The 23584-nt window shown below is 69.9% G+C and carries 17 protein-coding genes and 2 rRNA genes (1 of these 19 running past the window's edge); 8 read left to right on the plus strand and 11 right to left on the minus strand.

Annotated features, from left to right (window positions below; genetic code table 11):
* Positions 1–262: 262 nt before the first annotated feature.
* Entirely contained in the window at positions 263–769 is a 507-nt protein-coding gene (locus tag KKZ08_RS15160; RefSeq protein WP_223774952.1) for a hypothetical protein, read from the minus strand.
* Positions 770–1089: 320 nt separating this feature from the next.
* Here KKZ08_RS15160 and KKZ08_RS15165 point away from each other — a divergent pair, with 320 nt between their 5' ends.
* A complete protein-coding gene (locus tag KKZ08_RS15165) occupies positions 1090–1542 on the plus strand; it encodes an Rv3235 family protein (protein ID WP_223774953.1) in 453 nt (150 codons plus the stop codon).
* A gap of 130 nt (positions 1543–1672) precedes the next feature.
* On the opposite strand, the gene secA is transcribed toward KKZ08_RS15165, so the two are convergent.
* Positions 1673–4516 (minus strand): preprotein translocase subunit SecA, encoded by a 2844-nt coding sequence (gene secA, locus KKZ08_RS15170; protein ID WP_223774954.1) that lies wholly within the window; start codon positions 4514–4516, stop codon positions 1673–1675.
* A 212-nt stretch (positions 4517–4728) separates the two neighbouring features.
* On the opposite strand from secA, the gene KKZ08_RS15175 reads away from it, so the two are divergent.
* Both KKZ08_RS15175 and KKZ08_RS15180 read left to right on the plus strand, forming a co-directional pair.
* Positions 4729–5301, plus strand: a complete 573-nt coding sequence (locus KKZ08_RS15175; protein WP_223774955.1) for a GNAT family N-acetyltransferase — start codon at positions 4729–4731, stop codon at positions 5299–5301.
* Between the two features lie 52 nt (positions 5302–5353).
* Entirely contained in the window at positions 5354–6517 is a 1164-nt protein-coding gene (locus tag KKZ08_RS15180; RefSeq protein WP_223774956.1) for a crosslink repair DNA glycosylase YcaQ family protein, read from the plus strand.
* Here KKZ08_RS15180 and KKZ08_RS15185 read toward each other — a convergent pair.
* The 7 genes from KKZ08_RS15185 to mtnA all read right to left on the minus strand — a co-directional run bounded on the left by KKZ08_RS15185 (position 6510) and on the right by mtnA (position 15887).
* Positions 6510–7253 carry a response regulator transcription factor gene (locus tag KKZ08_RS15185; protein ID WP_223774957.1) on the minus strand — a complete coding sequence of 248 codons (744 nt, stop codon included), beginning with the start codon at positions 7251–7253 and terminating at the stop codon, positions 6510–6512. The genes KKZ08_RS15180 and KKZ08_RS15185 overlap by 8 nt on opposite strands.
* Positions 7254–7456: 203 nt before the next feature.
* Entirely contained in the window at positions 7457–8206 is a 750-nt protein-coding gene (gene raiA, locus KKZ08_RS15190) for a ribosome-associated translation inhibitor RaiA (protein ID WP_223774958.1), read from the minus strand.
* A 249-nt stretch (positions 8207–8455) separates the two neighbouring features.
* Positions 8456–9316: a ComF family protein gene (locus KKZ08_RS15195; protein WP_223774959.1), complete on the minus strand. Its 861-nt coding sequence runs from the start codon at positions 9314–9316 to the stop codon at positions 8456–8458.
* Positions 9317–9468: 152 nt separating this feature from the next.
* Positions 9469–11352 carry an LpqB family beta-propeller domain-containing protein gene (locus tag KKZ08_RS15200; protein WP_223774960.1) on the minus strand — a complete coding sequence of 628 codons (1884 nt, stop codon included), beginning with the start codon at positions 11350–11352 and terminating at the stop codon, positions 9469–9471.
* Positions 11342–13615 carry an MtrAB system histidine kinase MtrB gene (gene mtrB / locus KKZ08_RS15205; protein ID WP_223774961.1) on the minus strand — a complete coding sequence of 758 codons (2274 nt, stop codon included), beginning with the start codon at positions 13613–13615 and terminating at the stop codon, positions 11342–11344. The genes KKZ08_RS15200 and mtrB overlap by 11 nt, the downstream gene beginning before the upstream one ends.
* 1 nt (position 13616) lies before the next feature.
* A complete protein-coding gene (gene mtrA, locus KKZ08_RS15210) occupies positions 13617–14306 on the minus strand; it encodes a two-component system response regulator MtrA (RefSeq protein WP_189176211.1) in 690 nt (229 codons plus the stop codon).
* A gap of 417 nt (positions 14307–14723) precedes the next feature.
* Positions 14724–15887: an S-methyl-5-thioribose-1-phosphate isomerase gene (gene mtnA / locus KKZ08_RS15215; RefSeq protein ID WP_223774962.1), complete on the minus strand. Its 1164-nt coding sequence runs from the start codon at positions 15885–15887 to the stop codon at positions 14724–14726.
* A gap of 140 nt (positions 15888–16027) precedes the next feature.
* Between mtnA and KKZ08_RS15220 the strand changes: the two genes are divergently transcribed.
* From KKZ08_RS15220 to KKZ08_RS15240, 5 genes are all read left to right on the plus strand, one after another.
* On the plus strand, positions 16028–17335 hold the full coding sequence (locus tag KKZ08_RS15220) for a glycerophosphoryl diester phosphodiesterase membrane domain-containing protein (protein WP_223774963.1): 1308 nt from the start codon (positions 16028–16030) through the stop codon (positions 17333–17335).
* 28 nt (positions 17336–17363) lie between these two features.
* Positions 17364–18068: a DUF4129 domain-containing protein gene (locus KKZ08_RS15225; protein WP_223779064.1), complete on the plus strand. Its 705-nt coding sequence runs from the start codon at positions 17364–17366 to the stop codon at positions 18066–18068.
* Between the two features lie 107 nt (positions 18069–18175).
* A complete protein-coding gene (locus tag KKZ08_RS15230) occupies positions 18176–19318 on the plus strand; it encodes a DUF4350 domain-containing protein (RefSeq protein ID WP_223779065.1) in 1143 nt (380 codons plus the stop codon).
* Positions 19318–20304 (plus strand): MoxR family ATPase, encoded by a 987-nt coding sequence (locus KKZ08_RS15235; protein ID WP_223774964.1) that lies wholly within the window; start codon positions 19318–19320, stop codon positions 20302–20304. The genes KKZ08_RS15230 and KKZ08_RS15235 overlap by 1 nt, the downstream gene beginning before the upstream one ends.
* Positions 20304–21614: a DUF58 domain-containing protein gene (locus KKZ08_RS15240; RefSeq protein ID WP_223774965.1), complete on the plus strand. Its 1311-nt coding sequence runs from the start codon at positions 20304–20306 to the stop codon at positions 21612–21614. The genes KKZ08_RS15235 and KKZ08_RS15240 overlap by 1 nt, the downstream gene beginning before the upstream one ends.
* Before the next feature lie 78 nt (positions 21615–21692).
* On the opposite strand, the gene rrf is transcribed toward KKZ08_RS15240, so the two are convergent.
* A 5S ribosomal RNA gene (gene rrf / locus KKZ08_RS15245) occupies positions 21693–21809 on the minus strand.
* Between the two features lie 87 nt (positions 21810–21896).
* A 23S ribosomal RNA gene (locus KKZ08_RS15250) occupies positions 21897–23584 on the minus strand; it runs 1418 nt beyond the window's last position.

Raw genomic sequence — 23584 nt, forward strand, 5'->3', positions numbered from 1 at the left:
CCCCGCACCCGCGAGCGCACGCGAGGGGACGTCGGCCGGAAACCTGGAGGCGCACAGCTGACGACGGCCCGCAGTCGCCCACGCGCCGGAGGGGACGTGGGGGTAGGTGCGCGCGGAGCACAGTGGTGGTCACCAGGGCCCCGAAGCAACAAAGGCCCCGCACCAAGATGGCGAGCACGGACCTACCCCCGCGGCCCCGCCCCCAAGACGACCCCAGGCGCACCCCGGGACACCCAAGACGCACCCACCGCGCGAGCCCCCCTCAGCCGATCAACCCAGGAATCTCCTGCGTCGCAAACCACAGCAGCTCATGATCCTCCGCCCCGTCCACCACGAACCGCGCATCCTCGTCCCCCATATCCGCCGCCCCCAACGCCGCCGCAGCCGCGCCCACATCCCCCTCCGCGTCCCCCGAGTCCACATGCACCGCCGCCACCTTCCCCAGGGACAGCCCCCCGGCAACCCGCACCTCCCCGAGCGCCCCTCGATCGAGCCCCCGGTCAGGATCCGCCACAGCCGCCCCATCCGGCACATCCGCCGCAAGCACGACCCGCCGCCGCGCCGCCGACGGATCCCCCGCCACCAACCGCAGCGACGCCGCCGCCGCCCGGTTCAACGCCGCGTACTCCAGCTCCTCGATGTCGTCCGAGACGTACCACTCCCGCAGAGCGGGGGTCACGGCGTAAGCGACCAGCGGCCCGGGCCCCACCTCCCCCGCCTTGTACGCCTCAGCGAGCCGGGGCAGGGTCAGAGGAACGTAGACGCGCATATACGGGACCGCTTTCGCTCGCGTCCGCCGAGACGGACCTTCGTGGCCGTAGAAGACCTTCAGGATACGTGCGGGAGTCCCCGATCGAGGTCCCCCCACCACCCGCGGAGCCGTCCACCCCCGTCCACGGATTCACCCGGCACACCCCCGGAAACACCACGCCCCAAGGGCCTCCACCCCCCTGATAGGTGAACCCGGACCCCCACCCCCGGCCGGTCCTCCACCCCTTGCGCACCGACCCCCCACCCCCGTACAAGATCCCCAACACGAAGTTACTCATCGGTACCAACCGGCGCCACAGGCGACGAAGGAGGCACCACATGCGCAAGGTGATGACCAGGCCCCGCCCACGTCCGACCGCGTCCCGCCCACCCGCGGGCCGCCCACCGACCCGCAGGGACTCACGCCGCCCCACGGACCGCCGCCCACTGACGGTCCCGGCCCAACCACCCCCGCACCCCACAGAGGTCTTCGCGGAACGCCTCCTGCTCGTCCTCAGCGGCCAACGCCCCCTGCACTGGGCGGCCCGCCACATCGCCAACACGGCGTACGACGACCTGGCCCGCCTGGCGGAGCTCAGCCCGCTCCGCACGGGCGGCCACCGCCCCACGATCCACCGCATCGGCCACTACCAGCCGCACCCCGAGGCGTACGAGGTCTTCGCCCGCGTGGCGACGGGCCCGAGGCTGCGCGCGCTGGCGTTCCGCCTCGCCCTGGGGGCGGACAGGAAGTGGCGCTGCACGGCGGTGGAAACAGACCCCAAAAGGCACTGACAAACCGCGCCCGACCGCGCACCGCACCGCACCGCACCGACCCAAGCGAAAGGGGCCGGAAGCAATCCCGGCCCCTCCACCTACGTCACGAGACACCTAACGCCCCGCCACGCCGCGCTGCGCTGCGCAACTACTTCTTGCGACGCCGCCCACCCTTCTGGGCCTTGCGCCGCTCCGCCCGAGTCATGCCGTCCGCCTCGGATCGCACACCCGAACCATCCGTGGTGAAGTCACCCTCGTCGACGCCGCCCTCGGCGTTCGGCGCCTGGAAGTGCAGCCGGTCGGGCCGCTGCGGAGCCTCAAGCCCCTTGGCCCGGATCTCGGGCCGCGACCCGGCACCCGCACCCGCCGGAACCGCGTCCTGCACGCCGCCCTTGGCGAGCGAGGTGGCCGCCGCGTCCTCGACCGGGACCTCCTCGACCTGCTGCTCGACCTGGACCTCCAGGTTGAACAGGTAGCCGACGGACTCCTCCTTGATGCCGTCCATCATGGCGTTGAACATGTCGAAGCCCTCGCGCTGGTACTCGACCAGCGGGTCCTTCTGCGCCATGGCACGGAGGCCGATGCCCTCCTGGAGGTAGTCCATCTCGTAGAGGTGCTCACGCCACTTGCGGTCGAGCACCGACAGGACGACCCGCCGCTCCAGCTCACGCATGATCTCGGAGCCGAGCTGCTCCTCACGCGTCGCGTACTGCTCGTGGATGTCGTCCTTGATGGACTCGGAGATGAACTCGGCGGTCAGACCCGCGCGGTCGCCCGCCGCGTCCTCCAGCTCCTCGATGGTGACCTTGACGGGGTAGAGCTGCTTGAAGGCGCCCCACAGCCGGTCCAGGTCCCACTCCTCGGCGAAGCCCTCGGCGGTCTCGGCGGCGATGTACGCGTCGATGGTGTCGTCCATGAAGTGCGCGATCTGCTCGTGCAGATCCTCGCCCTCCAGGACCCGGCGACGCTCTCCGTAGATGACCTCGCGCTGCCGGTTGAGGACCTCGTCGTACTTGAGGACGTTCTTACGGGTCTCGAAGTTCTGCTGCTCCACCTGCGACTGGGCGGAGGCGATGGCACGCGTCACCATCTTGTTCTCGATCGGCACGTCGTCGGGGACGTTGGCCATCGACATGACGCGCTCGACCATCTGCGCCTTGAAGAGCCGCATCAGGTCGTCGCCGAGCGACAGGTAGAAGCGGGACTCGCCCGGGTCGCCCTGACGGCCGGAGCGACCGCGCAGCTGGTTGTCGATACGGCGCGACTCGTGCCGCTCGGTGCCGAGGACGTACAGACCACCGAGGGCCTTGACCTCCTCGAACTCCTCCTTGACGGCCCGCTCGGCCTTCTCCAGGGCGGCGGGCAGCGCGGCGGCCCACTCCTCGACGTGCTCGACGGGGTCGAGACCGCGCTGGCGCAGCTCCGCCTCGGCGAGGTCGTCGGGGTTGCCGCCGAGCTTGATGTCCGTACCACGACCGGCCATGTTCGTGGCCACCGTCACGGCGCCCTTGCGGCCGGCCTGGGCGACGATGGTCGCCTCACGGTCGTGCTGCTTGGCGTTGAGCACCTCGTGCTGGATGCCGCGCTTGGAGAGCTGCTGCGAGAGGTACTCGGACTTCTCCACGGAAGTCGTGCCGACCAGGATCGGCTGCCCCTTCTCGTGCTTCTCCGCGATGTCGTCGACGACGGCGGCGAACTTCGCGACCTCGGTGCGGTAGATCAGGTCGGACTGGTCGACGCGGACCATCGGCCGGTTCGTCGGGATCGGCACGACGCCCAGCTTGTAGATCTGGTGGAACTCGGCGGCCTCGGTCATGGCCGTACCGGTCATGCCGGAGAGGCCACTGTCGTAGCCGTCGCGCTTGTAGAGGCGGAAGAAGTTCTGGAGGGTGATGGTCGCCAGGGTCTGGTTCTCGTCCTTGATGTCCACCCCTTCCTTCGCCTCGATCGCCTGGTGCATGCCCTCGTTGTAGCGGCGGCCGGCGAGGATACGGCCGGTGTGCTCGTCGACGATCATGACTTCGCCGTCGATGACGACGTAGTCCTTGTCCTTCTTGAAGAGTTCCTTGGCCTTGATGGCGTTGTTGAGGTAGCCCACGAGGGGCGTGTTCACCGACTCGTAGAGGTTGTCGATGCCGAGCCAGTCCTCGACCTTGCTCACGCCGGACTCATGGATGGCGACGGTGCGCTTCTTCTCGTCGACCTCGTAGTCGCCGGTCTCCTCGATGCCCTTGAGGGGGTTGCCGGGCTCACCCTTGGTGAGGCGGGTGACCAGCTTGGCGAAGTCGCCGTACCACTTGGTGGCCTGGTCGGCGGGGCCGGAGATGATCAGCGGCGTACGGGCCTCGTCGACGAGGATCGAGTCGACCTCGTCGACGATCGCGAAGTTGTGGCCGCGCTGCACGAGCTCGTCCTGCGACCACGCCATGTTGTCGCGGAGGTAGTCGAAGCCGAACTCGTTGTTCGTGCCGTACGTGATGTCGCAGTTGTACTGCTCGCGGCGCTGGGCCGGCGTCATGTTGGCCAGGATGCAGCCGACGCTCAGGCCCAGGAACTTGTGGACGCGGCCCATCATCTCGGAGTCGCGCTCGGCCAGGTAGTCGTTGACCGTGATCAGGTGGACGCCCTTGCCGGAGAGGGCGTTCAGATACGCGGGCAGGGTGCCGACGAGGGTCTTGCCCTCACCGGTCTTCATCTCGGCGACATAGCCCATGTGCAGCGCGGCGCCGCCCATCATCTGGACGTCGTAGTGGCGCTGGCCCAGGACGCGCTTGGCGGCCTCACGGACCGTCGCGAAGGCCTCGGGGAGGAGGTCGTCGAGCGTCTCGCCGTCGGCGTAACGCTCCTTGTACTCCTGGGTCAGTGCGCGCAGCTCGGCGTCGGAGAGGCTGACGAAGTCCTCTTCGATGGAGTTGACCTGGTCCGCGATGCGGTGCAGCTTGCGCAGGATCTTGCCTTCGCCTGCACGCATGATCTTTGAGAGGACGGACACGGGGGTTGGTCTCCTTGCCGGTCGGGCCTGGCATGGTCGGTTGTACTCGTCGGGCAACGGCCATCGTATGCGAGGACCCGGCTGCGCCGGGAGGTCTGCCATGAGGTCAACGGGCGAGGGGCGCCGAAGGTGCCGGGTCGTGCGCTTGAGGTGGTCGCGACGGGCCGGTAAAAACACTGGCCCCCGGAACAGCGCCCCCGCATCATCGCTTGATGGAGCCCGTCACACTCACCACCGAACGCCTGTGCCTGCGCGTCTTCGCGGCCGAGGACATCGACGAGGTCCACGAGGCCTGTCAGGACCCCGACATCCAGCGCTGGACCTCGATTCCCTCGCCGTACGCGCGCGTGGACGCCGAGACCTTCATTGCGCGCGTCGTGCCGAGTCAGTGGCAGGCCGACTCCGAGTACACCTTCGCCGTACGTCTGCGCGGCGGCGGCCCCCTGGTCGCCGCCGCCAGCCTGCACCACCCGCGCTCGGGCACCTGGGAGGTCGGTTACTGGACGGCCAAGGAGCAGAGGGGCCGCGGCTATATGACGGAGACCGTGCTCGGCCTCGCCCGCTGGGCGTTCACGGACCTGCGCTGCACCCGCCTGGAGTGGCGCGCGGAGGTCGGCAACACGGGCTCCCGGGCGGTCGCGGAGAAGGCCGGCTTCAGGGTGGAGGGCGTGCACCGCGCGGGCCTGCTGAACAAGGGCACCCTCCGTGACTGCTGGGTGGGCGCCCTGTTGCCCTCCGATATCGGCATGGAGTCACCGCTGCCGTACCTGCCCGCGCGGCCCTGAGGCCAAGGCGATTGCGCCCCCGCTGTCAGTGCCGCCACCTATCGTTTCGACCATGACGAGCCTGCCGCGCCCCGCCATCGAACTCTCCGCCGACGAGGCCCGCCGCATCGCGCTGCGGGCCCAGGGTTTCCTCGGCGCTCCGGACCGCAGATCCGGTGTGCGGGGCGTCCTGCGGCACCTCGGCGCGGTCCAGCTCGACACCATCTCGGTGCTGGCCCGCTCGCACGAACTCATTCCGTACGCACGCCTGGGCGCGGTGGGCCGCGACACCGTCGAGGCCGCGTACTGGACCGAGACCCACGCCTTTGAATACTGGTCGCACGCCGCGTGCATCCTGCCCGTCGAGGAGTGGCCGCACTTCGCCTTCCGCCGCCGCGCCTACCGCTCCCGCCCGCACTGGCACCACGACCTGCCCGACGGCGCGTACGACCAGGTCATCAAGCAGCTGCGCGCCGAAGGCCCGCTCACGGCCACGGAGTTGGGCGGCGCGAAGAACAAGGGCGAGTGGTGGGACTGGTCCGAGTCGAAGATCGCCGTAGAGCGCGCGCTGATGTACGGCGAGGTGGTCTGCACCGAGCGCCGCTCCTGGAAGCGGGTGTACGACCTGGCGGAGCGCGCCATCCCGGACGTGCTGCTCCACGACGACCTGAGCGACGCGGAGTGCCTGCGCCGCCTGGTGCGCCTGGCCGGTGAGGCGCTGGGCGTCGGCACGCGCGCGGACATCGCCGACTACCACCGCCTCAAGGGCGAGCAGTTCGACGCGGTGGTCGCGGACTCGGGCCTGGTGCCGGTGACGGTCCAGGGCTGGGACAAGCCCGCCTGGGCGGACCCGAAGGCCCTGGAGACGACGCCGCGCGGCCGGCACCGCACGACGCTGTTGTCCCCGTTCGACTCCCTGATCTGGGAGCGGGCGCGCACGGAGCGGATCTTCGGCTTCACCCACCGCCTGGAGGCGTACGTGCCCAAGCCGAAGCGGATACACGGCTATTTCGCGATGCCGCTGCTCGCCGGCGGCCGGCTCCTCGGCCGGGTCGACCCCGCGCGCGAGGGCGCCACGCTGGTGGCCAAGCAGGTCACGCTCGACACCCCGAAGGCGGTCGAGCCGATGGCCCGGGCGCTGATGGAGGCGGCGTCCTGGGTCGGCTGCGACTCCGTACGGGTGGAGCGGGTGAACCGCCCGGAGCTGACGGCCGCCCTGGTGCGCGCCCTTACCTGATCTCCAGGATCTTCTCCCGCATCGCGTAGACCACGGCTTCCATCCGGGAATGCAGCTGGAGCTTCTCCAGGATGTTGCGCACGTGGTTCTTCACGGTGTTCTCGGAGATGAACAACTCCTTGGCGATATCGCGGTTGTTCATCCCGGTGGCGACCAGCTTCAGCACTTCCAGCTCGCGATCCGTCAGCCGGGGCGCGGGCACCAGCCTGCGCTCGTCGGTGCGCTGGATCATCGACTTGAACTCCGTGAGCAGCTTGGAGGCCATCGAGGGGCTGATCTGCGACTGGCCGTCGGCCACCGCGCGAATCGCGGTGGCCACCTCGTCCGTGGAGATCTCCTTGAGGAGATATCCGGTGGCGCCGGCCTTGATCGCGTCGTAGAGGTCGGCCTCCTCGTCGCTGATCGTCAGCATGATGATCTTGGCGCTGGGCGCCACCTCCTTGATGGAGGTGCACGCCTCGATGCCGCCGCGCTTGGGCATGCGTACGTCCATGAGCACGATGTCGGGCAGCAGGTCGGCGGCCTTGTCCACCGCCTCGGCGCCGTCGCCCGCCTCACCCACGACCTGGATGTCCTCTTCGGCGGCGAGGACGATCTCCAGGCCGCGGCGGAAAAGGGCGTGGTCATCCACCACAAGCACCCGGATGGGCTCCTTGCGTGGGGCGCCCGCGTCCGTGCCGATGCCGATGCCGTCGTCGGCACCCTGGTGACGCATCGGTCCGAAGCTGTCCGCCATCGTTCCTCCCCCATGAAGGCCGTGGCCTGTTGTGCCTCTGCTGCGCCAACCCGAGGCGGCAGCACGCCGGTTGGCCCGGCCCGCCCATGATTTCATGCCTGGCGCCGCTCCGGTGCGCGCACTGGTCGCACGATGGTGCCCCTGGGGGCGCACACGCGCTCCAGGGGCACCATTACGGCGGTCGGGGGGGGACCGGCGGGCGCTCAGCCGCCGAGAGCCCCGCCCGCGCCACCCGTCTCGGCGTTGGCGACCATGGGGTCGGTGTTGAGGCGGATGACGCCGTAGTCGTAGGCGTGCCTCCGGTAGACGACGCTCGGTTCCTTGGATTCGGAGTCGACGAACAAGTAGAAGTCGTGTCCGACCAGTTCCATCTCGTAGAGGGCCTGGTCGAGCGACATGGGCGCCGCGACGTGCGTCTTTTCGCGGACCACGAGGGGGCCTTCGCCCTGGATCTCCAGCGAGCCGATCTTCTTGACCGGTACGCCGTCGCGCTCTTCGTCACGCGCGATGGTGCCGTCTCCGTTGAGGTACGCCGCGTCCGGCACTCGCTCGGCGACCTCGGCGGCGGAGAGCCTGCCGGTGCCGCGCCGGTTGTGGCGCTTCTCGTGCTGCTTGCGCAGGCTGGCGTCGAGCTTGGCCGTGGCCAGGTCGAGCGCCGCGTACGGATCGGCGGCCGAGGCTTCCGCGCGGATCACGGGCCCACGGCCGCGGAGAGTGATCTCCACGCGGTCGGAACGGTCGGCCTGCCGCGGGTTGGTCTCCTTGGACACCTCGACGTCGAGGCTGATCACCTTGCCGTCGAGCCTCTGGATCTTGTCCAGCTTCAGCTTCTCGGCCACGTGCTTGCGGAACCGCTCGGGCACCTCGGTCTTGCGGCCCTTGACGACGATGTCCACGCAGAACTCCGTTCCCGGATCACTCCGCTTCGGTGGCGGAGCATCTCCCTTTTGCACCAGACCCCGGTGACTCCCGGAGCCTCGGACTCGGTGACTTCCACCTCCTCCTCCCCCGAGGGCAAGATCTCCACCCCACCGGCCCGGGTGATTGTGGAAAACCTCAATTCCGATATGCGAGGCGCGGCGTTCGCCATTCCTCACAACCGAACATATCTCGCCCGGGCGGATGTCGTCACCCTCTACTGCGACGTACCTCCATTCAGGTCTATCAACCCTCTCATCACCTGCAACGACGCAAGTTCTCCATCAGTTCCGGTTTATTTCGAAAGAATCCGGTGGGGCGGCGACAACGGCCGCGCTGATCGCGTTCTCGCGGCCCAATAGCCGCCTTCGCACAGCATCCGTTCCCCGGCCCCGCACAGCCTCCGAGCGGGTCTTCTCTTGCATGTCTACGTCATGTATCGCGCGCACGGCCTCCACCATCGACGCGCCGGTGGTCATGAGGTCGTCCACGACCACGATCCGGCCCGCGCCCGCTCCCGCCAGCAGTCGGCCGCCCCCGGCGGTCACCTCCAGGGCGCCTGCCAGGTTGGCCTGCCGCTGCCGGGAGTCGAGCCCCGACTGATCGGCCACCGCACGCCGTTGACGCAGCACCGCGAGCACCCGCGCCGGGATCCCCGCTCGCCGCAGCTCACCCGCGGCGGCGAGCGCGATCCGCCGCGCCGGGTCCTGACCACGCGCCCGCACAGAGGCACGCGACGACGGAACGGGGACGAGCGACAACGGCACCGTGCGCCCCTGTGATCCGCCGTGTGTGCCGTCTACCCACGATCGGGCCCGCGTATCACCCCACTGCGGCGTTTCCGGCGTCCCGCCCCGCAGACCGGCACGCACGGCTTCGGCGAGCGCCGCCCCCAGCGGCCCGGCGAGCCCCAGGGCGCCCCGCTCCTTGTGCGCGAGCAGCACGGCCCGCACCGCGTCCTCGTACGGCGCCGCCGCATGCACCACCGGCAGCCCCGGCGGCTCGGGCACCGGCCGCACCCGGCGTGGCGCGCTTCCGCACAGGGCTGCCCGGCACGCGGCACAGAGCGTCGCCCGAGGCCGCCCGCAGCCTCCGCACTCGGCCGGCAGCACCAGGTCGGTGAGGTCCTGCCACCACCCCCGCATGCCCCCACTGTGCCAAGCCACGGGCAGCGCGGCCACCCCTGTGGAAAACCCCCTGTGGACAACCGGTCCCGGCGCCGTGACCCGTGCCATCGCCCCAGGTCACCGGTGGGGAGGCGTAGACCGACGGTCTGGTGCCCGCAGGGGACCCGGCCTCACCCCGGATAGACCGGGGACGACCCCTCCTTCACCACCGCCTGCCACTGCGAACCCGTCGGCAGCCGCACGATCCCGTCGTCCGAGTGCGCCACCAGCGGCTGCTGCTCGCTCTCGGACGCCGCGATCTCCTTGACGCCCGTCAGCCCCGGCAGCGTGGTGCCCGAGAGCACCGAGCCGTCGCACTGCACGTACCGCATCTGCTGCACCCCGCCGGACTCGCGCCCGACCACCACGAGGCGGCTGCCGCCCGCCCACGACATGGCGGTGACCTCCTCCATGCGCGGGGCCGCCTGGGTGGGGTCGAGCACCGAGATCCGCGGCTGCTCCCGCTCGCCCTGCACACCCCGCTCGCCCCGCTCGCCCCGCTCGACCCGGCCGATCCACAGAGACGTCTTGTCGTCCTTCTTCACCAGCAGCGCGATACGGACCCCGTCGGCCGACACCCGCACCGCCTCGATGCGCCCGTCGAGACCGGGCACCTCGACCTCGACCGGTTCGCCCTCGCCCTGGTCGAGCCAGAGCAGCCGCGGCCGCTTCGGGTCGCGGTCGGCCACCCACAGGTCACCCCTGCCGTCCCAACTGGGCGTGGAGAGACGGTCCTCCTCCGCCTTCGCCCTGCTGCGCACCTGCGCCTTGCCGAGCGTGTCCTCCACGAACAGCGACGCCGTGTACAGCGACTTCCCGTCGCGCGACACCCCGGCCGCACGCTTCTCGTCCCGGGAGACCGCCGCCGAGCGCAGCTGCTGGTCCCCCGTGCCCAGGATGCCGTTCACCGGCTCCGGGGCGGCGGTGCTCCCGGCGTTGGCCGGCATCCGCACCAGCCGGTGCTTCTCGTCGATGAAGTACTGGTAGCCGGGCCGCTCCGCATTGCGGTGCACCGCGACACTCTCGGCATGGCTCTGGCTCAGGACGCAGAGCATCGAACCGTTGGACCGCTGCAACGTCACCTGCTCGACCCCCGAAGGCGTCAGGTCCTGCAGCGTGAAGAGCAGTTGCGCCGCCATCTCCCGGCACCGCGTCTGGCTGGCGCCGTCGGCCCGGCTGTTGAGCTGCACGGTCAGCCGGTTCTGGTCGTCCGGCGTCAGCGACTTGCCGGGGTCCTTGAGCCGCGTACCGCTGTCGAACCTCGAATCGACCACCTGGTCGAGCCAGTTGGTCGGCCCTTCCAGGAGCGCCTTCACCGTCTGCGTCATCGGGTCGATCCGCTGACGTATGTAGATGGGATCGGCGACGAGCCCCGCCCGGCCGCTCGCGCCCGCCCCCGACGGCCCGGCGTAGTAGTACTTGTTGACGGACCGGTAGATGCGCTGGAAGTCCGATTCGCCGAGCACCACGCCCGGCGGCGGCCTGTCGATGCGCCACTCCTTGCGGCCCGGGCCGCCCACCAGGCTCAGGTGCACGGACTGGCTGTAGGTCGCCTCTTGGGGCCGGTACGCGTGCTGCCTGTCGACCGTGGCGACCTGCTGGCCCGTCAGGGAGAAGCGGCGGCTGCCGTCCACCTCGTTCCCGGCGTTGCCCGCGTCCGTGTTCGGGCCGTCCGCCAGGACGGTCGTGGACGCTTCCGGTTCCCACGCCTTCGACGCGCTCTTCGTCAGATACTTGCGGGCCATCGCGAACTGCGGATCATCACTGGTCAGCGCCTCAAGGAAGCCCTGCACGATCTCCACGGGCCGCGCGCCCTCGCGCGGCGGCATCGCGTAGACCCGGACCTGTGACTGCGAGTCCGGCCGCTGCGAGGCGTCGACGGTCTTCAGGTTCCCGCTGTCGGGCATCGAGGCGCAGCCGGCCAGGAGGGCCCCGCACCCGCCCAGCAGCAGTCCGGTACGCAGCGGACGCCCACGGCGCGCACGACGGCCGCGTCCCTCCCGGTCAGCGCCCACGAGTGCTCTCCCCTTCCCTCGCCGATCCGGCCTCCGAACGGCCCTCCGGGCGCGCCTTTGAACCTGCCCGGGAACGCGCCTCTGGACGGACCTCCGAACCGGCCCTCGCCCCAGCCACCGGCTCAGCCGCAGACCCAGCCTCCGCCCCAGCCGCTGACTCGACCCGCGCCGATGGGTGCCCGTCCTCCGAAAGCCGCGCCTGCGGCCCGCTCCGGGTGTGCGCCTCCGGGCCCGGCTGCCCGGCCCCCGGCACCTCGTCGCCACGCAGCGCCACGTCACTCTCCGGCTCCTCGTCCAGCGGCCGGCGCGACACGACCCGCGACCCGCTGCCCGGCAACGCCGCCGGATCCACGGCCCCGGCCTGCGCCAGCCGCGGCGCTATCGGCCCCTTCGCCGGCACGGGCGGCGGCACCCTCTCGGACCCCGCGGACATCTGCGCGGGCACCGTCGCCAGCTTGTTCCCGCCGCCGACCGGCAGCCCCGCGTCGTTCAGCCCGCGGTGACGCCGGGAGTCGTCCGGCTCCAGGGGGATCGGCGACCCCCGAAGCGGCTCGTCCGCCGTCCTCGGCAACGTAAGCCTGAACTGTGAGCCGCCCCCCGGCTCACCCCACGCCTGGAGCCAGCCGCCGTGCAGCCGCGCGTCCTCCAGGGCGATGGAGAGGCCGAGCCCCGTACCACCCGTCGTACGCGCGCGTGCCGGGTCCGCCCGCCAGAAGCGGCTGAACACCCGGGTCGCCTCGCCGGGCTTGAGCCCCACTCCGTAGTCCCGCACCGCGACGGCCACCGCGCCACCGGCGGCGGCGAGCCGCACCACGACATCCTTGCCCTCACCGTGCTCCACGGCGTTGACCACGAGGTTGCGCAGCACCCGCTCCACCCGCCGGGCATCGGCCTCGGCGACCACCGGCTGCTGGTCCCCGACGACCCGTATGTGCGTTCCCTTGCGCTCCGCGAGCATCTCCGCACCGCCGACGACCCTGCGGACGACCTCACGGAGATCTATCGCCTCCGCCTCCAGCGCCGCCGCCCCCGCGTCGAAGCGGCTGATCTCCAGCAGGTCCGCGAGCAGCGACTCGAACCGGTCCAGCTGGTCGGCGAGCAGCTCCGCCGACCGCGCGGTCACCGGATCGAAGTCCACCCGCGCCTCATGGATGACGTCGGCGGCCATCCGCACCGTCGTGAGCGGAGTGCGCAGCTCGTGCGAGACGTCGGACACGAACCGCCGCTGCATCCGCGACAGCTCCTCCAACTGCTGGATCTTCAGCTGGAGGTTCTGCGCCATCTTGTTGAAGGCCTCACCGAGGCGCGCGATGTCGTCCTCTCCGGTCACCTTCATACGTTCCTGAAGGCGCCCGGCGGACAACCGCTCGGCGATGCCCGCCGCCATGCGCACGGGCGTGACCACCTGGCGCACCACCAACCAGGCGATGGCACCCAGGAGCACCACGACGAAGAGCCCGGCGGTCGCGAGGGTGGTCCTGACGAAGTTGAGCGACTCCTCCTCCTGCGTCAGCGGGAAGAGGTAGTAGAGCTGGTACGGATCGCCGTTGAGGTCGTTGAGCCGCTTGCCGATCACCAGGCCCGGCTGCGGCTCACGTCCGTCGTCGTAGACGATGCGCGTATTGGCCTGGAGGACCTCCGTGCCCTTGTCGACCCGGCCGCGCAGCTCCTCCGGCACGCTCAGAATGGGCTCCACGCCACCCGAGGCCCGCGAACCACGCACGCTCCCCGCGTCGCTCGTGGACGTAAGGGTCACCACGGCGAACGCGTTCTGACCGCCGCTGGAGAGCTGCTCGACGAGGTCCGACATCCACACGGCGGCGTTCCGCCCGTCGAGGGCACCGCCGTCCTGCCCCTGACCCTGCTCGGTACTCTGCCGCGCGGCGTTGACACTGTCCTGCGCCGCCCGGAAACCTCCGTCGGCCTGGCTCTGCGACGCCTTCACCTTGGCCTTGAGCAGGCCGTTGTTCACCGAACTCATGACGGCGAAGCCCAGCATGAGGACCACGCCGAGCGACATCAGCAAGGTCGTGACCACGACCTTCAACTGGATGTTGCGCCGCCACAACCGCACGGCGGGCAGCAGCGGCCGCCGCACCCAGCGCACGAAGAGACGCAGCACAGGGCTGCCTTGGACGCCGCCCTGCAACAGCAGCCCGCCGTCGACGAGCCGCCCGAACCGGGACGCGCGCCGCGCCGGTCCAGTCCGCCCCGAGCGAGCCCCCGGATCCCCGGACGCCGTGGAGGAACTGTCCCGGGACACGTCAGCTCGGTCCGGCCTTGTAACCGACACCTCGGACGGTCACCACGATCTCCGGTCGCTCCGGGTCCCGCTCGACCTTGGAACGCAGCCGCTGGACGTGCACGTTCACCAGCCGGGTGTCCGCCGCGTGCCGGTAGCCCCAGACCTGCTCCAGGAGCACCTCACGCGTGAACACCTGCCACGGCTTGCGCGCCAGCGCCACCAGCAGATCGAACTCCAGCGGCGTCAGCGCGATCGACTGCCCGTCCCGCTTCACGGAGTGCCCTGCCACATCGATGACCAGGTCACCTATGGCCAGCTGCTCCGGCGCGGGCTCCTCCGACCTCCGCAGCCGCGCCCTGATCCGGGCCACGAGCTCCTTCGGCTTGAACGGCTTGACGATGTAGTCGTCGGCTCCCGACTCCAGACCGACCACCACATCCACGGTGTCGCTCTTGGCGGTGAGCATGACGATCGGCACCCCGGACTCCGCCCTGATCAGGCGGCACACCTCGATGCCGTCGCGTCCGGGCAGCATCAAATCGAGCAGCACAAGATCCGGCTTCGCCTCCCGGAAAGCGGCCAGCGCCTTGTCGCCATCAGCTACGAACGACGGCTCAAAACCTTCACCACGCAGCACAATCCCGAGCATCTCGGCCAGTGCGGTGTCGTCGTCGACGACAAGGACTCGTCCCTTCATGCCTGACATCATCCCATTCTCGTAACAGTGACTGGGCTGCTGGTGAGAGAGGTCACTGACCTGTGACGATAGTCGTATCGGGCCATCACTGTCTGCGGTGATCCCCAGCGGCCACCGCCGACCCCCAGCGGTAACGGACACCGAGCGGTGACACCCATGACACGTCACTCCGAGACGACTGACAGCACTCTTCGAATGCCCGGAGACCGGAGATACGCGGAGTCGTCGTCCCGGCCCCGATCCCACTCCCCCGCCCCGCTCCCCCTCCGTCGGCTGCACCGTACAGGCCACCCGGACACCGCCAGCACCTCAGCCCAGATCCGGAGCCGGACCGGGGGCACGCGCATACGACACCCCCCGCCCCGGCCCGCCGGCACCACCCACCGGCCTCATCCCCGACCCCGCAGCCTCAGCCGCAGAGCACCCGCCTCAGTCAATAGGCACTCGACCGCCCCGGGACTCGGCACACAGTCCGGCGACCCCCTCGGCCGTCACCGGCGACAGCACCCCCTCCTCCGTCACGATCGCCGTCACCAATTCCGGCGGCGTCACATCGAACGCGGGGTTGTACGCCTGCGTCCCCAGAGGCGCCACCGGGATACCGCCCCCCGCCTCCATCCCGAGCACCGGCACATGCGGCGCCGTGACCTCCGTGACCTCATGACTGGCCCGCTGCTCCACCTCGATGGACGCCCCGTCCGGGGTGTCGAGGTCCACGGTTGTCACCGGCGCCACCACGATGAACGGCACGTGGTGATACCGGGCGAGCACCGCGAGCGGATAGCTCCCCACCTTGTTCGCCACCGACCCGTCGGCCGCGATGCGGTCGGCGCCGATGAGCACGGCGTCCACCTCCCCGGCCGCGAAGAGCGACCCCGCCGCGTTGTCCGTGAGCAGCGTGTACGCCATACCGTTCCGCGCCGCCTCGTACGCGGTGAGCCTTGCCCCCTGCAACAGCGGCCGCGTCTCGTCCACCCACAGCCTGCGCAGACTTCCCGCCCGATGGGACTTGAGCGCCACCGCGAACGCCGTGCCCTCCCCGCCGGACACCAGCGCCCCCGTGTTGCAGTGCGTCAGGATGCGGTGTCCACCGCCGGGCAGCAGCTCCTCGAGCAGGGCCAGGCCGTGCGCCGCCATCTTGGCGCTGGCCCTGGCGTCCTCGGCGTGCAGCGCCCGCGCCGCCTCAAGCGCGGCACCGGCCGCCCGCTCGGGACCCGCACCGTCCACCACCGCGGTGCGGTACGCCGCCTGAGCCCGACGCGCGCCGTACGCGAGGTTGACCGCGGTGGGCCGCGCCCCCGCCAGCGAGTCCGCCGCCTCGTCCACGTCGAACCCACGGGCTGCGGCGAGCGCGACGCCGTACGCCCCCGCGATGCCCAGGAGCGGTGCCCCGCGCACCGCGAGCGTACGAATCGCCTCCACCAGAGCCTGTGCGTCGGTGCACACCAGCTCGCTCTCCTCGCCCGGCAGCCTGGTCTGGTCGAGGAGGACCAGTACGGGGCCTTCGGGTGGCTCGTCCCAACGGATAGCGGGGATCGCCGGGATCCCGGTCGGCCGTATGTCCTCGCTGGATTGCGCGTACTGATCAGCCATCCGTCCAGTCTGCCCCGTACCCGGCGGACAATTGAAGGTGTCCTGCCTCTACGGCACCCGGTCACTCGGCCGGTGCCCCGTGGCACGATGGCTGGCAACCTGCCGCCGCACCCGCGGACGGGCACCGTGAAGGAGCGACGATGAACGACACTCCGGGCTGGGCTTCGCCCGGATCTGCCCCCTCCGACGGACAGGACTCCGGCAAGCCGGACGCCCCAGAGCCCGCGGACGCCGGCCGCCAGGGCGGCCCGTCCAAGTGGTCCAAGGAGCAGCCGCCGCCCGCCCAATGGTCCCCGCCCGGCCTCTCGGACCCCGGCCGGACCCCGCCTCCGCCGCCCCCTCCGCCCAGTCAGGGCGGCGGCTGGGGCTGGGGCGGACCACCCGGCCCAGCCCCGGGACCCGGCGGCCCAGGCGGCCCCGGCGGCTACCGCGGCTGGGGCGCCTGGCAGGGCCCGCCGCCCGCCGCCAAGCCCGGCGTCATCCCGCTGCGCCCGCTCGGCATCGGCGAGATCCTCGACGGCGCGGTGTCGACGATGCGCACCCACTGGCGCACCGTCCTCGGTATCTCCCTGACCGTGGCCGTGCTCACCGAAATCGTCATCGTCCTCCTTCAGGGGCTCGTCCTGAACGAGTCCGTGGACACCGATGCCCTCAACGACCCGAGCGCGACCGTCGGCGAGCTGACCCGCGCCCTGGGCGACACCATGCTGAACTCCGGAGTGGTCCTCGTGATCACCCTGCTCGGCACGATCGTCGCCACGGCTCTGCTGACGATGGTCACCAGCCGCGCGGTGCTCGGCAAGCCGGTGACCATCACCGAGGCCTGGCGCGACTCCCGCCCCCGGCTGGCGAAGCTGTTCGGCCTCACCCTGCTCATCCCGCTCATCGGCGCCGCGGTCATCGCCGTCGGCATCCTGCCCGGCGTCCTGGTCGCGGTGGGGGGCGCGTCCGACGCGGGCGCGAGCCTCGCCGTACTCGGCGGACTCGCCGCGAGCATCGCCGCCATCTGGATCGTGATCCGCTTCTCGCTCGCGTCCCCCGCGCTCATGCTGGAGAAGCAGGGCGTCAAGAAGTCCCTGACCCGCTCCGCCAAGCTGGTCCACGGCTCCTGGTGGCGGGTCTTCGGCATCCAGCTGCTCGCCGCGATCATCGCGAACGTCGTGGCGTCGATCATCGTCATCCCGTTCACCTTCCTCGCCGGCGCGCTCAGCGGCGAAGGGGTGAGCGGCTTCCTCAACGGCTCCGGCGACCTGGGCTGGACATTCCTGATCGTCAGCGGCGTCGGATCGGTGATCGGCTCCATGCTGACGTTCCCGATCACGGCCGGGGTCACCGTGCTCCTCTACATCGACCAGCGGATCCGGCGCGAGGCCCTCGACCTCGAACTCACCCGCGCCGCCGGTATCCCCGGCCAGGGGTCCAACCCGCCCGGTACGCCGGGGAGCTGATGCGGTGACCGCGGCGGGGGCAGTGCTCATGGTGGGGTTCGGGGCGGCACCGCTCCTGCCGCCGACCGGTGACGACCCACCGGTGACGATCTCGCGCGACCCGGCACGTGAGGCGGCCGAGCGCGAACTCTCCAAGCCGATGTACCACGAGCACGACCCCAGCCTCCTCCAGCGCGCCCTGAACAGCTTCTGGGACTGGGTCGACGACCTGTTCTCCGCCGCCGCGGGCGCCACCCCCGGCGGCGGGTTCGGACTCCTCGTCATCGTCCTGGCCGTAGTACTGCTGGGCGTCGCCCTCTGGTGGCGCCTGGGCACCCCGCAGCGCACCCTGGCATCGGCGCCGGCCCTCTTCGACGACCGCCCCCGCAGCGCCGCCGAGCACCGCGCGGCCTCCGAGGCCCACGCCGCCCAGGCCCACTGGAACCAAGCCGTCCAGGAACGCATGCGTGCCGTCGTCCGCGCCCTGGAGGAACGCGCGCTCCTGGACCCCCGCCCCGGCCGCACCGCCGACGAAGCCGCGGCGGAGGCAGGCCGGACCCTCCCCGCCCATACCGGCCGACTCCGCGCCGCCGCCCACGACTTCGACGACGTCACATACGGCGGCCGCACAGCGGACGAAGCCGCATACCTCCGCCTGGCCGAGCTCGACCGCGACCTGGAACGCACCAAACCGGTCCTGACCAGCACCGCCCACACCACCCCCAGCAGCAGCCACCAGGGAGCCGCCGAGTGACCGGCTCCCCCCGCCCGGGCAAGACCCCCCAGCCCACGCCGCCCTCCCCCACGCGCCGGCCCGACACGCCGCCCCTCTCGACTTCGGTATCCCCGACGCCCGGACAGCTGTGGACCCGCTCCCGGGGCATCACCCTCGCCGTGGTCGTCCTGCTCGCGGCGGCCGTCGCCATCGCCGCGCTCCGGACCGGCGCCCAACACGGCCGCCTGGACCCCCGCTCCGCCGACCCTCAGGGCAGCCGCGCCGTGGCCGAACTCCTCGCCGACCGAGGGGTGTCCACCCGTGTGGTGACCACCACCGAACAAGCCCGCTCCGCGGCCGGCACCGACACCACCCTCCTGGTGGCCAACCCCGACCTGCTCACCGACGGCCAGCGCTCCCGCCTCCGCGCGGTCGCCAAGGACTCCGGGGGCCGCACCGTCCTCGTCGCCCCCGGCACCCCGTCGGTCGGCGACCTCGCCCCAGGGGTCACCGCGGACGCCACCCCCAGCACGGACTCGGCGCTCTCCCCGTCCTGCTCGCTCCCGGCCGCCCGACGAGCCGGCACCGCCGACATGGGCGGCATCCGCTACGACACCCTCGCTCCCGACGCCGAGGCCTGTTACCTCAGCGCCGGCCTGCCCAGCCTTCTGCATCTCCCCGCCCCCCGCGGAAAAGGCGACACCGTCGTCCTCGGCGCCCCCGACATCCTTTACAACGACCGCCTCGACAAGCAGGGCAACGCCTCGCTCGCCCTGCACCTCCTGGGCTCCCGCCCCCACTTGGTCTGGTACCTCCCCTCACTCTCCGACGACCAAGCGGCAACCGACTCCGAGCGCCGCAGCTTCTTCGACCTCATCCCCTCGGGCTGGCGATGGGGCACGCTGCAACTCGCCGTCGCCGCCGTGCTCGCCGCCCTGTGGCGCGCCCGCCGCCTCGGCCCCCTCGTAGCCGAACGTCTCCCCGTGGTCATCCGCGCCTCAGAGACAGTCGAGGGCCGTGCCCGCCTCTATCGCAGGGCGAACGCCCGCGACCGCGCCGCCACCGCCCTGCGCACCGCCGCCCGCAACCGCCTCGCCCCCCTCGTCGGCGTCCCCCCGTCCCAGGCGCACGCGCCCGAGACCCTGATCCCCGCCCTGTCCACGAGACTTCGCTCCCCCGGCCAAGACCCGCACCTCCTCCTCTTCGGGCCGCCCCCGGGCAACGACGCAGCGCTCATCGCCCTAGCCGACCAACTCGACGCCCTCGAAAGAGAGGTACGCCACTCATGATGGACCCGACCACTGACAACGGGCCCACCGGAGATCCCCGAAGCTCGCGCGCTTCCCTCGAAGCCCTGCGCGCCGAGATCTCCAAGGCCGTGGTCGGCCAAGACCCCGCCGTCACCGGCCTCGTCGTCGCCCTCCTCTGCCGCGGCCATGTCCTGCTGGAAGGCGTCCCCGGCGTGGCCAAGACACTGCTTGTCCGAGCCCTCGCCGCGAGTCTCGAACTCGACACCAAACGCGTCCAGTTCACCCCCGACCTCATGCCGAGCGACGTCACGGGCTCCCTTGTCTACGACGCCCGCACCACGGAGTTCTCCTTCCAGCCCGGCCCGGTCTTCACGAACCTCCTCCTCGCCGACGAGATCAACCGCACCCCGCCCAAGACCCAGTCCTCCCTCCTCGAAGCAATGGAGGAACGCCAGGTCACGGTGGACGGCACGCCCCGCCCGCTCCCCGAGCCCTTCCTGGTGGCGGCCACCCAGAACCCCGTCGAGTACGAGGGCACCTATCCCCTCCCCGAGGCCCAACTGGACCGCTTCCTCCTCAAGCTGACGGTCCCTCTCCCCTCCCGCCAGGACGAGATCGACGTCCTCACCCGCCACGCCGAGGGCTTCAACCCCCGCGACCTGCGCGCCGTCGGCGTACGCCCCGTAGCGGGCCCCACCGATCTCGAAGCCGCCCGTGCCGCGGTCGCCAAGACCTCCATCTCCCCCGAGATCACCGCCTACGTGGTCGACGTATGCCGCGCCACGCGCGAATCGCCCTCCCTCACCCTGGGCGTCTCCCCCCGAGGCGCCACGGCGCTGCTCTCCACCGCACGCGCCTGGGCCTGGCTCACCGGCCGCGACTACGTCATCCCCGACGACGTCAAAGCCCTGGCGCTCCCCACACTCCGCCACCGCGTCCAGCTCCGCCCGGAGGCCGAGATGGAAGGCGTCACGGCGGACGCCGTGATCAACGCGATCCTCGCCCACGTCCCGGTCCCCCGCTGATGGCCCTGACCGGACGCGCCGCCCTCCTGGCAGCCCTGGGCACCCTCCCCGTGGGCCTCTGGGACCCCAGCTGGACCGGCATCCTCGCCGTCAACACCCCGCTGGCCCTGGCCTGCGCCTGCGACTTCGCCCTGGCCGCGCCGGTACGCCGCCTCGGCCTGACCCGCTCCGGCGAAACCTCCGTACGCCTCGGAGAAACCGCCGATGTCGAGGTCACCGTCACCAACCCCTCCGGCCGCCCCCTGCGCGCCGACCTCCGCGACGCCTGGCCGCCCAGCAGCTGGCAGCGCGGCACCGAGACGGCCGCCTCCCGCCACCACCTGACGATCCCGCCCGGCGAACGCCGTCGGCTCACGACGCGCCTGCGCCCCACCCGCCGCGGCGACCACCACTCGGACCGCGTGACCATCCGCTCGTACGGCCCCCTGCGCCTCTTCGCCCGCCAGGGCACCCACAGAGTCCCCTGGACCGTACGAGTCCTGCCGCCCTTCGCCAGCCGAAAGCACCTCCCCTCCAAACTGGCCCGCCTGCGCGAACTCGACGGCCGCACCAGCGTCCTGACACGCGGCCAGGGCACCGAGTTCGACAGCCTCCGCGACTACGTACCCGGCGACGACACCCGCTCCATCGACTGGCGAGCCACGGCCCGCCGGTCCACCGTCGCGATCCGCACCTGGCGTCCGGAACGCGACCGGCACATCCTCGTGGTGCTCGACACCGGCCGGACCTCAGCCGGCCGCGTCGGCGACACCCCGCGCCTCGACGCCTCCATGGACGCCGCCCTGCTCCTCGCCGCCCTGGCTTCCCGCGCCGGCGACCGCGTGGACCTCCTCGCGTACGACCGTCGAGTACGAGCCCTGGTTCAAGGCCGGTCAGCGGGTGACGTCCTGCCCTCCCTGGTCAACGCCTTGGCGACCCTGGAGCCCGAACTCATCGAGACGGACGCACGAGGCCTGACATCGACGGCCCTGCGCACGGCGCCACGCAGTTCCCTGATCGTGTTGCTCACCAGCCTCGACAAGGCTCCCGTCGAAGAAGGCCTGCTTCCCGTGCTTTCTCGACTCACGAAGCGCCACAAGGTCTTGGTCGCATCAGTAGCCGACCCGCACATCGAAAAGATGACGACCGGCCGCGGAACAGTGGAGGCTGTATACGAAGCGGCAGCAGCCGCCCAGTCCCAGTCGGAACGCCGGCATACGGCGGAGCAACTCACACGCCGCGGAGTCACAGTCGTGGACGCGACCCCAAATGACTTGGCCCCCGCCCTGGCAGACGCCTACCTTTCCCTCAAAGCCGCAGGCCGTCTTTAAGGAAACAGCAGGGGGGCAAACGCAAAAAAGCCTCAGTCCCCGGACATTGTCCGGGGACTGAGGCTTTTATCAAAATTAGTTCGGCGGCGTCCTACTCTCCCACAGGGTCCCCCCTGCAGTACCATCGGCGCTGTGAGGCTTAGCTTCCGGGTTCGGAATGTAACCGGGCGTTTCCCTCACGCTATGACCACCGAAACACTATGAAACTGTCAACCGCACCATGCGTGACCACACATGGGGTTGTTCGTGGTTTCAGAACCAACACAGTGGACGCGAGCAACTGAGGACAAGCCCTCGGCCTATTAGTACCAGTCACCTCCACCCGTTACCGGGCTTCCAGATCTGGCCTATCAACCCAGTCGTCTACTGGGAGCCTTAACCCTCAAAGGGGTGGAATACTCATCTCGAAGCAGGCTTCCCGCTTAGATGCTTTCAGCGGTTATCCTTTCCGAACGTAGCCAACCAGCCATGCCCTTGGCAGGACAACTGGCACACCAGAGGTTCGTCCGTCCCGGTCCTCTCGTACTAGGGACAGCCCTTCTCAATATTCCTACGCGCACAGAGGATAGGGACCGAACTGTCTCACGACGTTCTAAACCCAGCTCGCGTACCGCTTTAATGGGCGAACAGCCCAACCCTTGGGACCGACTCCAGCCCCAGGATGCGACGAGCCGACATCGAGGTGCCAAACCATCCCGTCGATATGGACTCTTGGGAAGATCAGCCTGTTATCCCGGGGTACCTTTTATCCGTTGAGCGACGGCGCTTCCACAAGCCACCGCCGGATCACTAGTCCCGACTTTCGTCCCTGCTCGACCCGTCGGTCTCACAGTCAAGCTCCCTTGTGCACTTACACTCAACACCTGATTACCAACCAGGCTGAGGGAACCTTTGGGCGCCTCCGTTACTCTTTGGGAGGCAACCGCCCCAGTTAAACTACCCATCAGACACTGTCCCTGATCCGGATCACGGACCGAGGTTAGACATCCAGCACGACCAGAGTGGTATTTCAACGGCGACTCCACACACTGGCGTGCATGCTTCACAGTCTCCCACCTATCCTACACAAGCCGAACCGAACACCAATATCAAACTGTAGTAAAGGTCCCGGGGTCTTTCCGTCCTTCTGCGCGAAACGAGCATCTTTACTCGTAGTGCAATTTCACCGGGCCTATGGTTGAGACAGTCGAGAAGTCGTTACGCCATTCGTGCAGGTCGGAACTTACCCGACAAGGAATTTCGCTACCTTAGGATGGTTATAGTTACCACCGCCGTTTACTGGCGCTTAAGTTCTCAGCTTCGCACACCCGAAAGTGCACTAACCGGTCCCCTTAACGTTCCAGCACCGGGCAGGCGTCAGTCCGTATACATCGCCTTACGGCTTCGCACGGACCTGTGTTTTTAGTAAACAGTCGCTTCTCGCTGGTCTCTGCGGCCACCCCCAGCTCAGAGTGCAAGACTCATCACCGGTGATGGCCCCCCTTCTCCCGAAGTTACGGGGGCATTTTGCCGAGTTCCTTAACCATAGTTCACCCGAACGCCTCGGTATTCTCTACCTGACCACCTGAGTCGGTTTAGGGTACGGGCCGCCATGAAACTCGCTAGAGGCTTTTCTCGACAGCATAGGATCATCCACTTCACCACAATCGGCTCGGCATCAGGTCTCACCCTCATGTCATCCGGATTTGCCTAGATGACGGGCTACACCCTTACCCCGGGACAACCACCGCCCGGGCTGGACTACCTTCCTGCGTCACCCCATCACTCACCTACTACCACCTTGGGCTGGCGGCTCCACCACTTTCCTTTCCCCGAAGGGTCCGGAACAGCTTCACGGCCTTAGCATTAATGGGCTCGATGTTTGACGCTTCACAGCGGGTACCGGAATATCAACCGGTTATCCATCGACTACGCCTGTCGGCCTCGCCTTAGGTCCCGACTTACCCTGGGCAGATCAGCTTGACCCAGGA

Origin of the sequence: Streptomyces sp. 135 (assembly GCF_020026305.1) — a bacterium.
Lineage (GTDB): Bacteria > Actinomycetota > Actinomycetes > Streptomycetales > Streptomycetaceae > Streptomyces.

Coding starts and splice junctions, on each gene's coding strand:
- KKZ08_RS15235 (WP_223774964.1), top strand. CDS start 19,318: ATGGACCCGACCACTGACAACGGGCCCACCGGAGATCCCCGAAGCTCG.
- KKZ08_RS15195 (WP_223774959.1), bottom strand. CDS start 9,316: ATGCGGGGGTGGTGGCAGGACCTCACCGACCTGGTGCTGCCGGCCGAG.
- KKZ08_RS15180 (WP_223774956.1), top strand. CDS start 5,354: ATGACGAGCCTGCCGCGCCCCGCCATCGAACTCTCCGCCGACGAGGCC.
- KKZ08_RS15225 (WP_223779064.1), top strand. CDS start 17,364: ATGGTGGGGTTCGGGGCGGCACCGCTCCTGCCGCCGACCGGTGACGAC.
- KKZ08_RS15185 (WP_223774957.1), bottom strand. CDS start 7,253: ATGGCGGACAGCTTCGGACCGATGCGTCACCAGGGTGCCGACGACGGC.
- mtrA (WP_189176211.1), bottom strand. CDS start 14,306: ATGATGTCAGGCATGAAGGGACGAGTCCTTGTCGTCGACGACGACACC.
- KKZ08_RS15165 (WP_223774953.1), top strand. CDS start 1,090: ATGCGCAAGGTGATGACCAGGCCCCGCCCACGTCCGACCGCGTCCCGC.
- KKZ08_RS15160 (WP_223774952.1), bottom strand. CDS start 769: ATGCGCGTCTACGTTCCTCTGACCCTGCCCCGGCTCGCTGAGGCGTAC.
- KKZ08_RS15175 (WP_223774955.1), top strand. CDS start 4,729: ATGGAGCCCGTCACACTCACCACCGAACGCCTGTGCCTGCGCGTCTTC.
- mtnA (WP_223774962.1), bottom strand. CDS start 15,887: ATGGCTGATCAGTACGCGCAATCCAGCGAGGACATACGGCCGACCGGG.
- KKZ08_RS15240 (WP_223774965.1), top strand. CDS start 20,304: ATGGCCCTGACCGGACGCGCCGCCCTCCTGGCAGCCCTGGGCACCCTC.
- KKZ08_RS15220 (WP_223774963.1), top strand. CDS start 16,028: ATGAACGACACTCCGGGCTGGGCTTCGCCCGGATCTGCCCCCTCCGAC.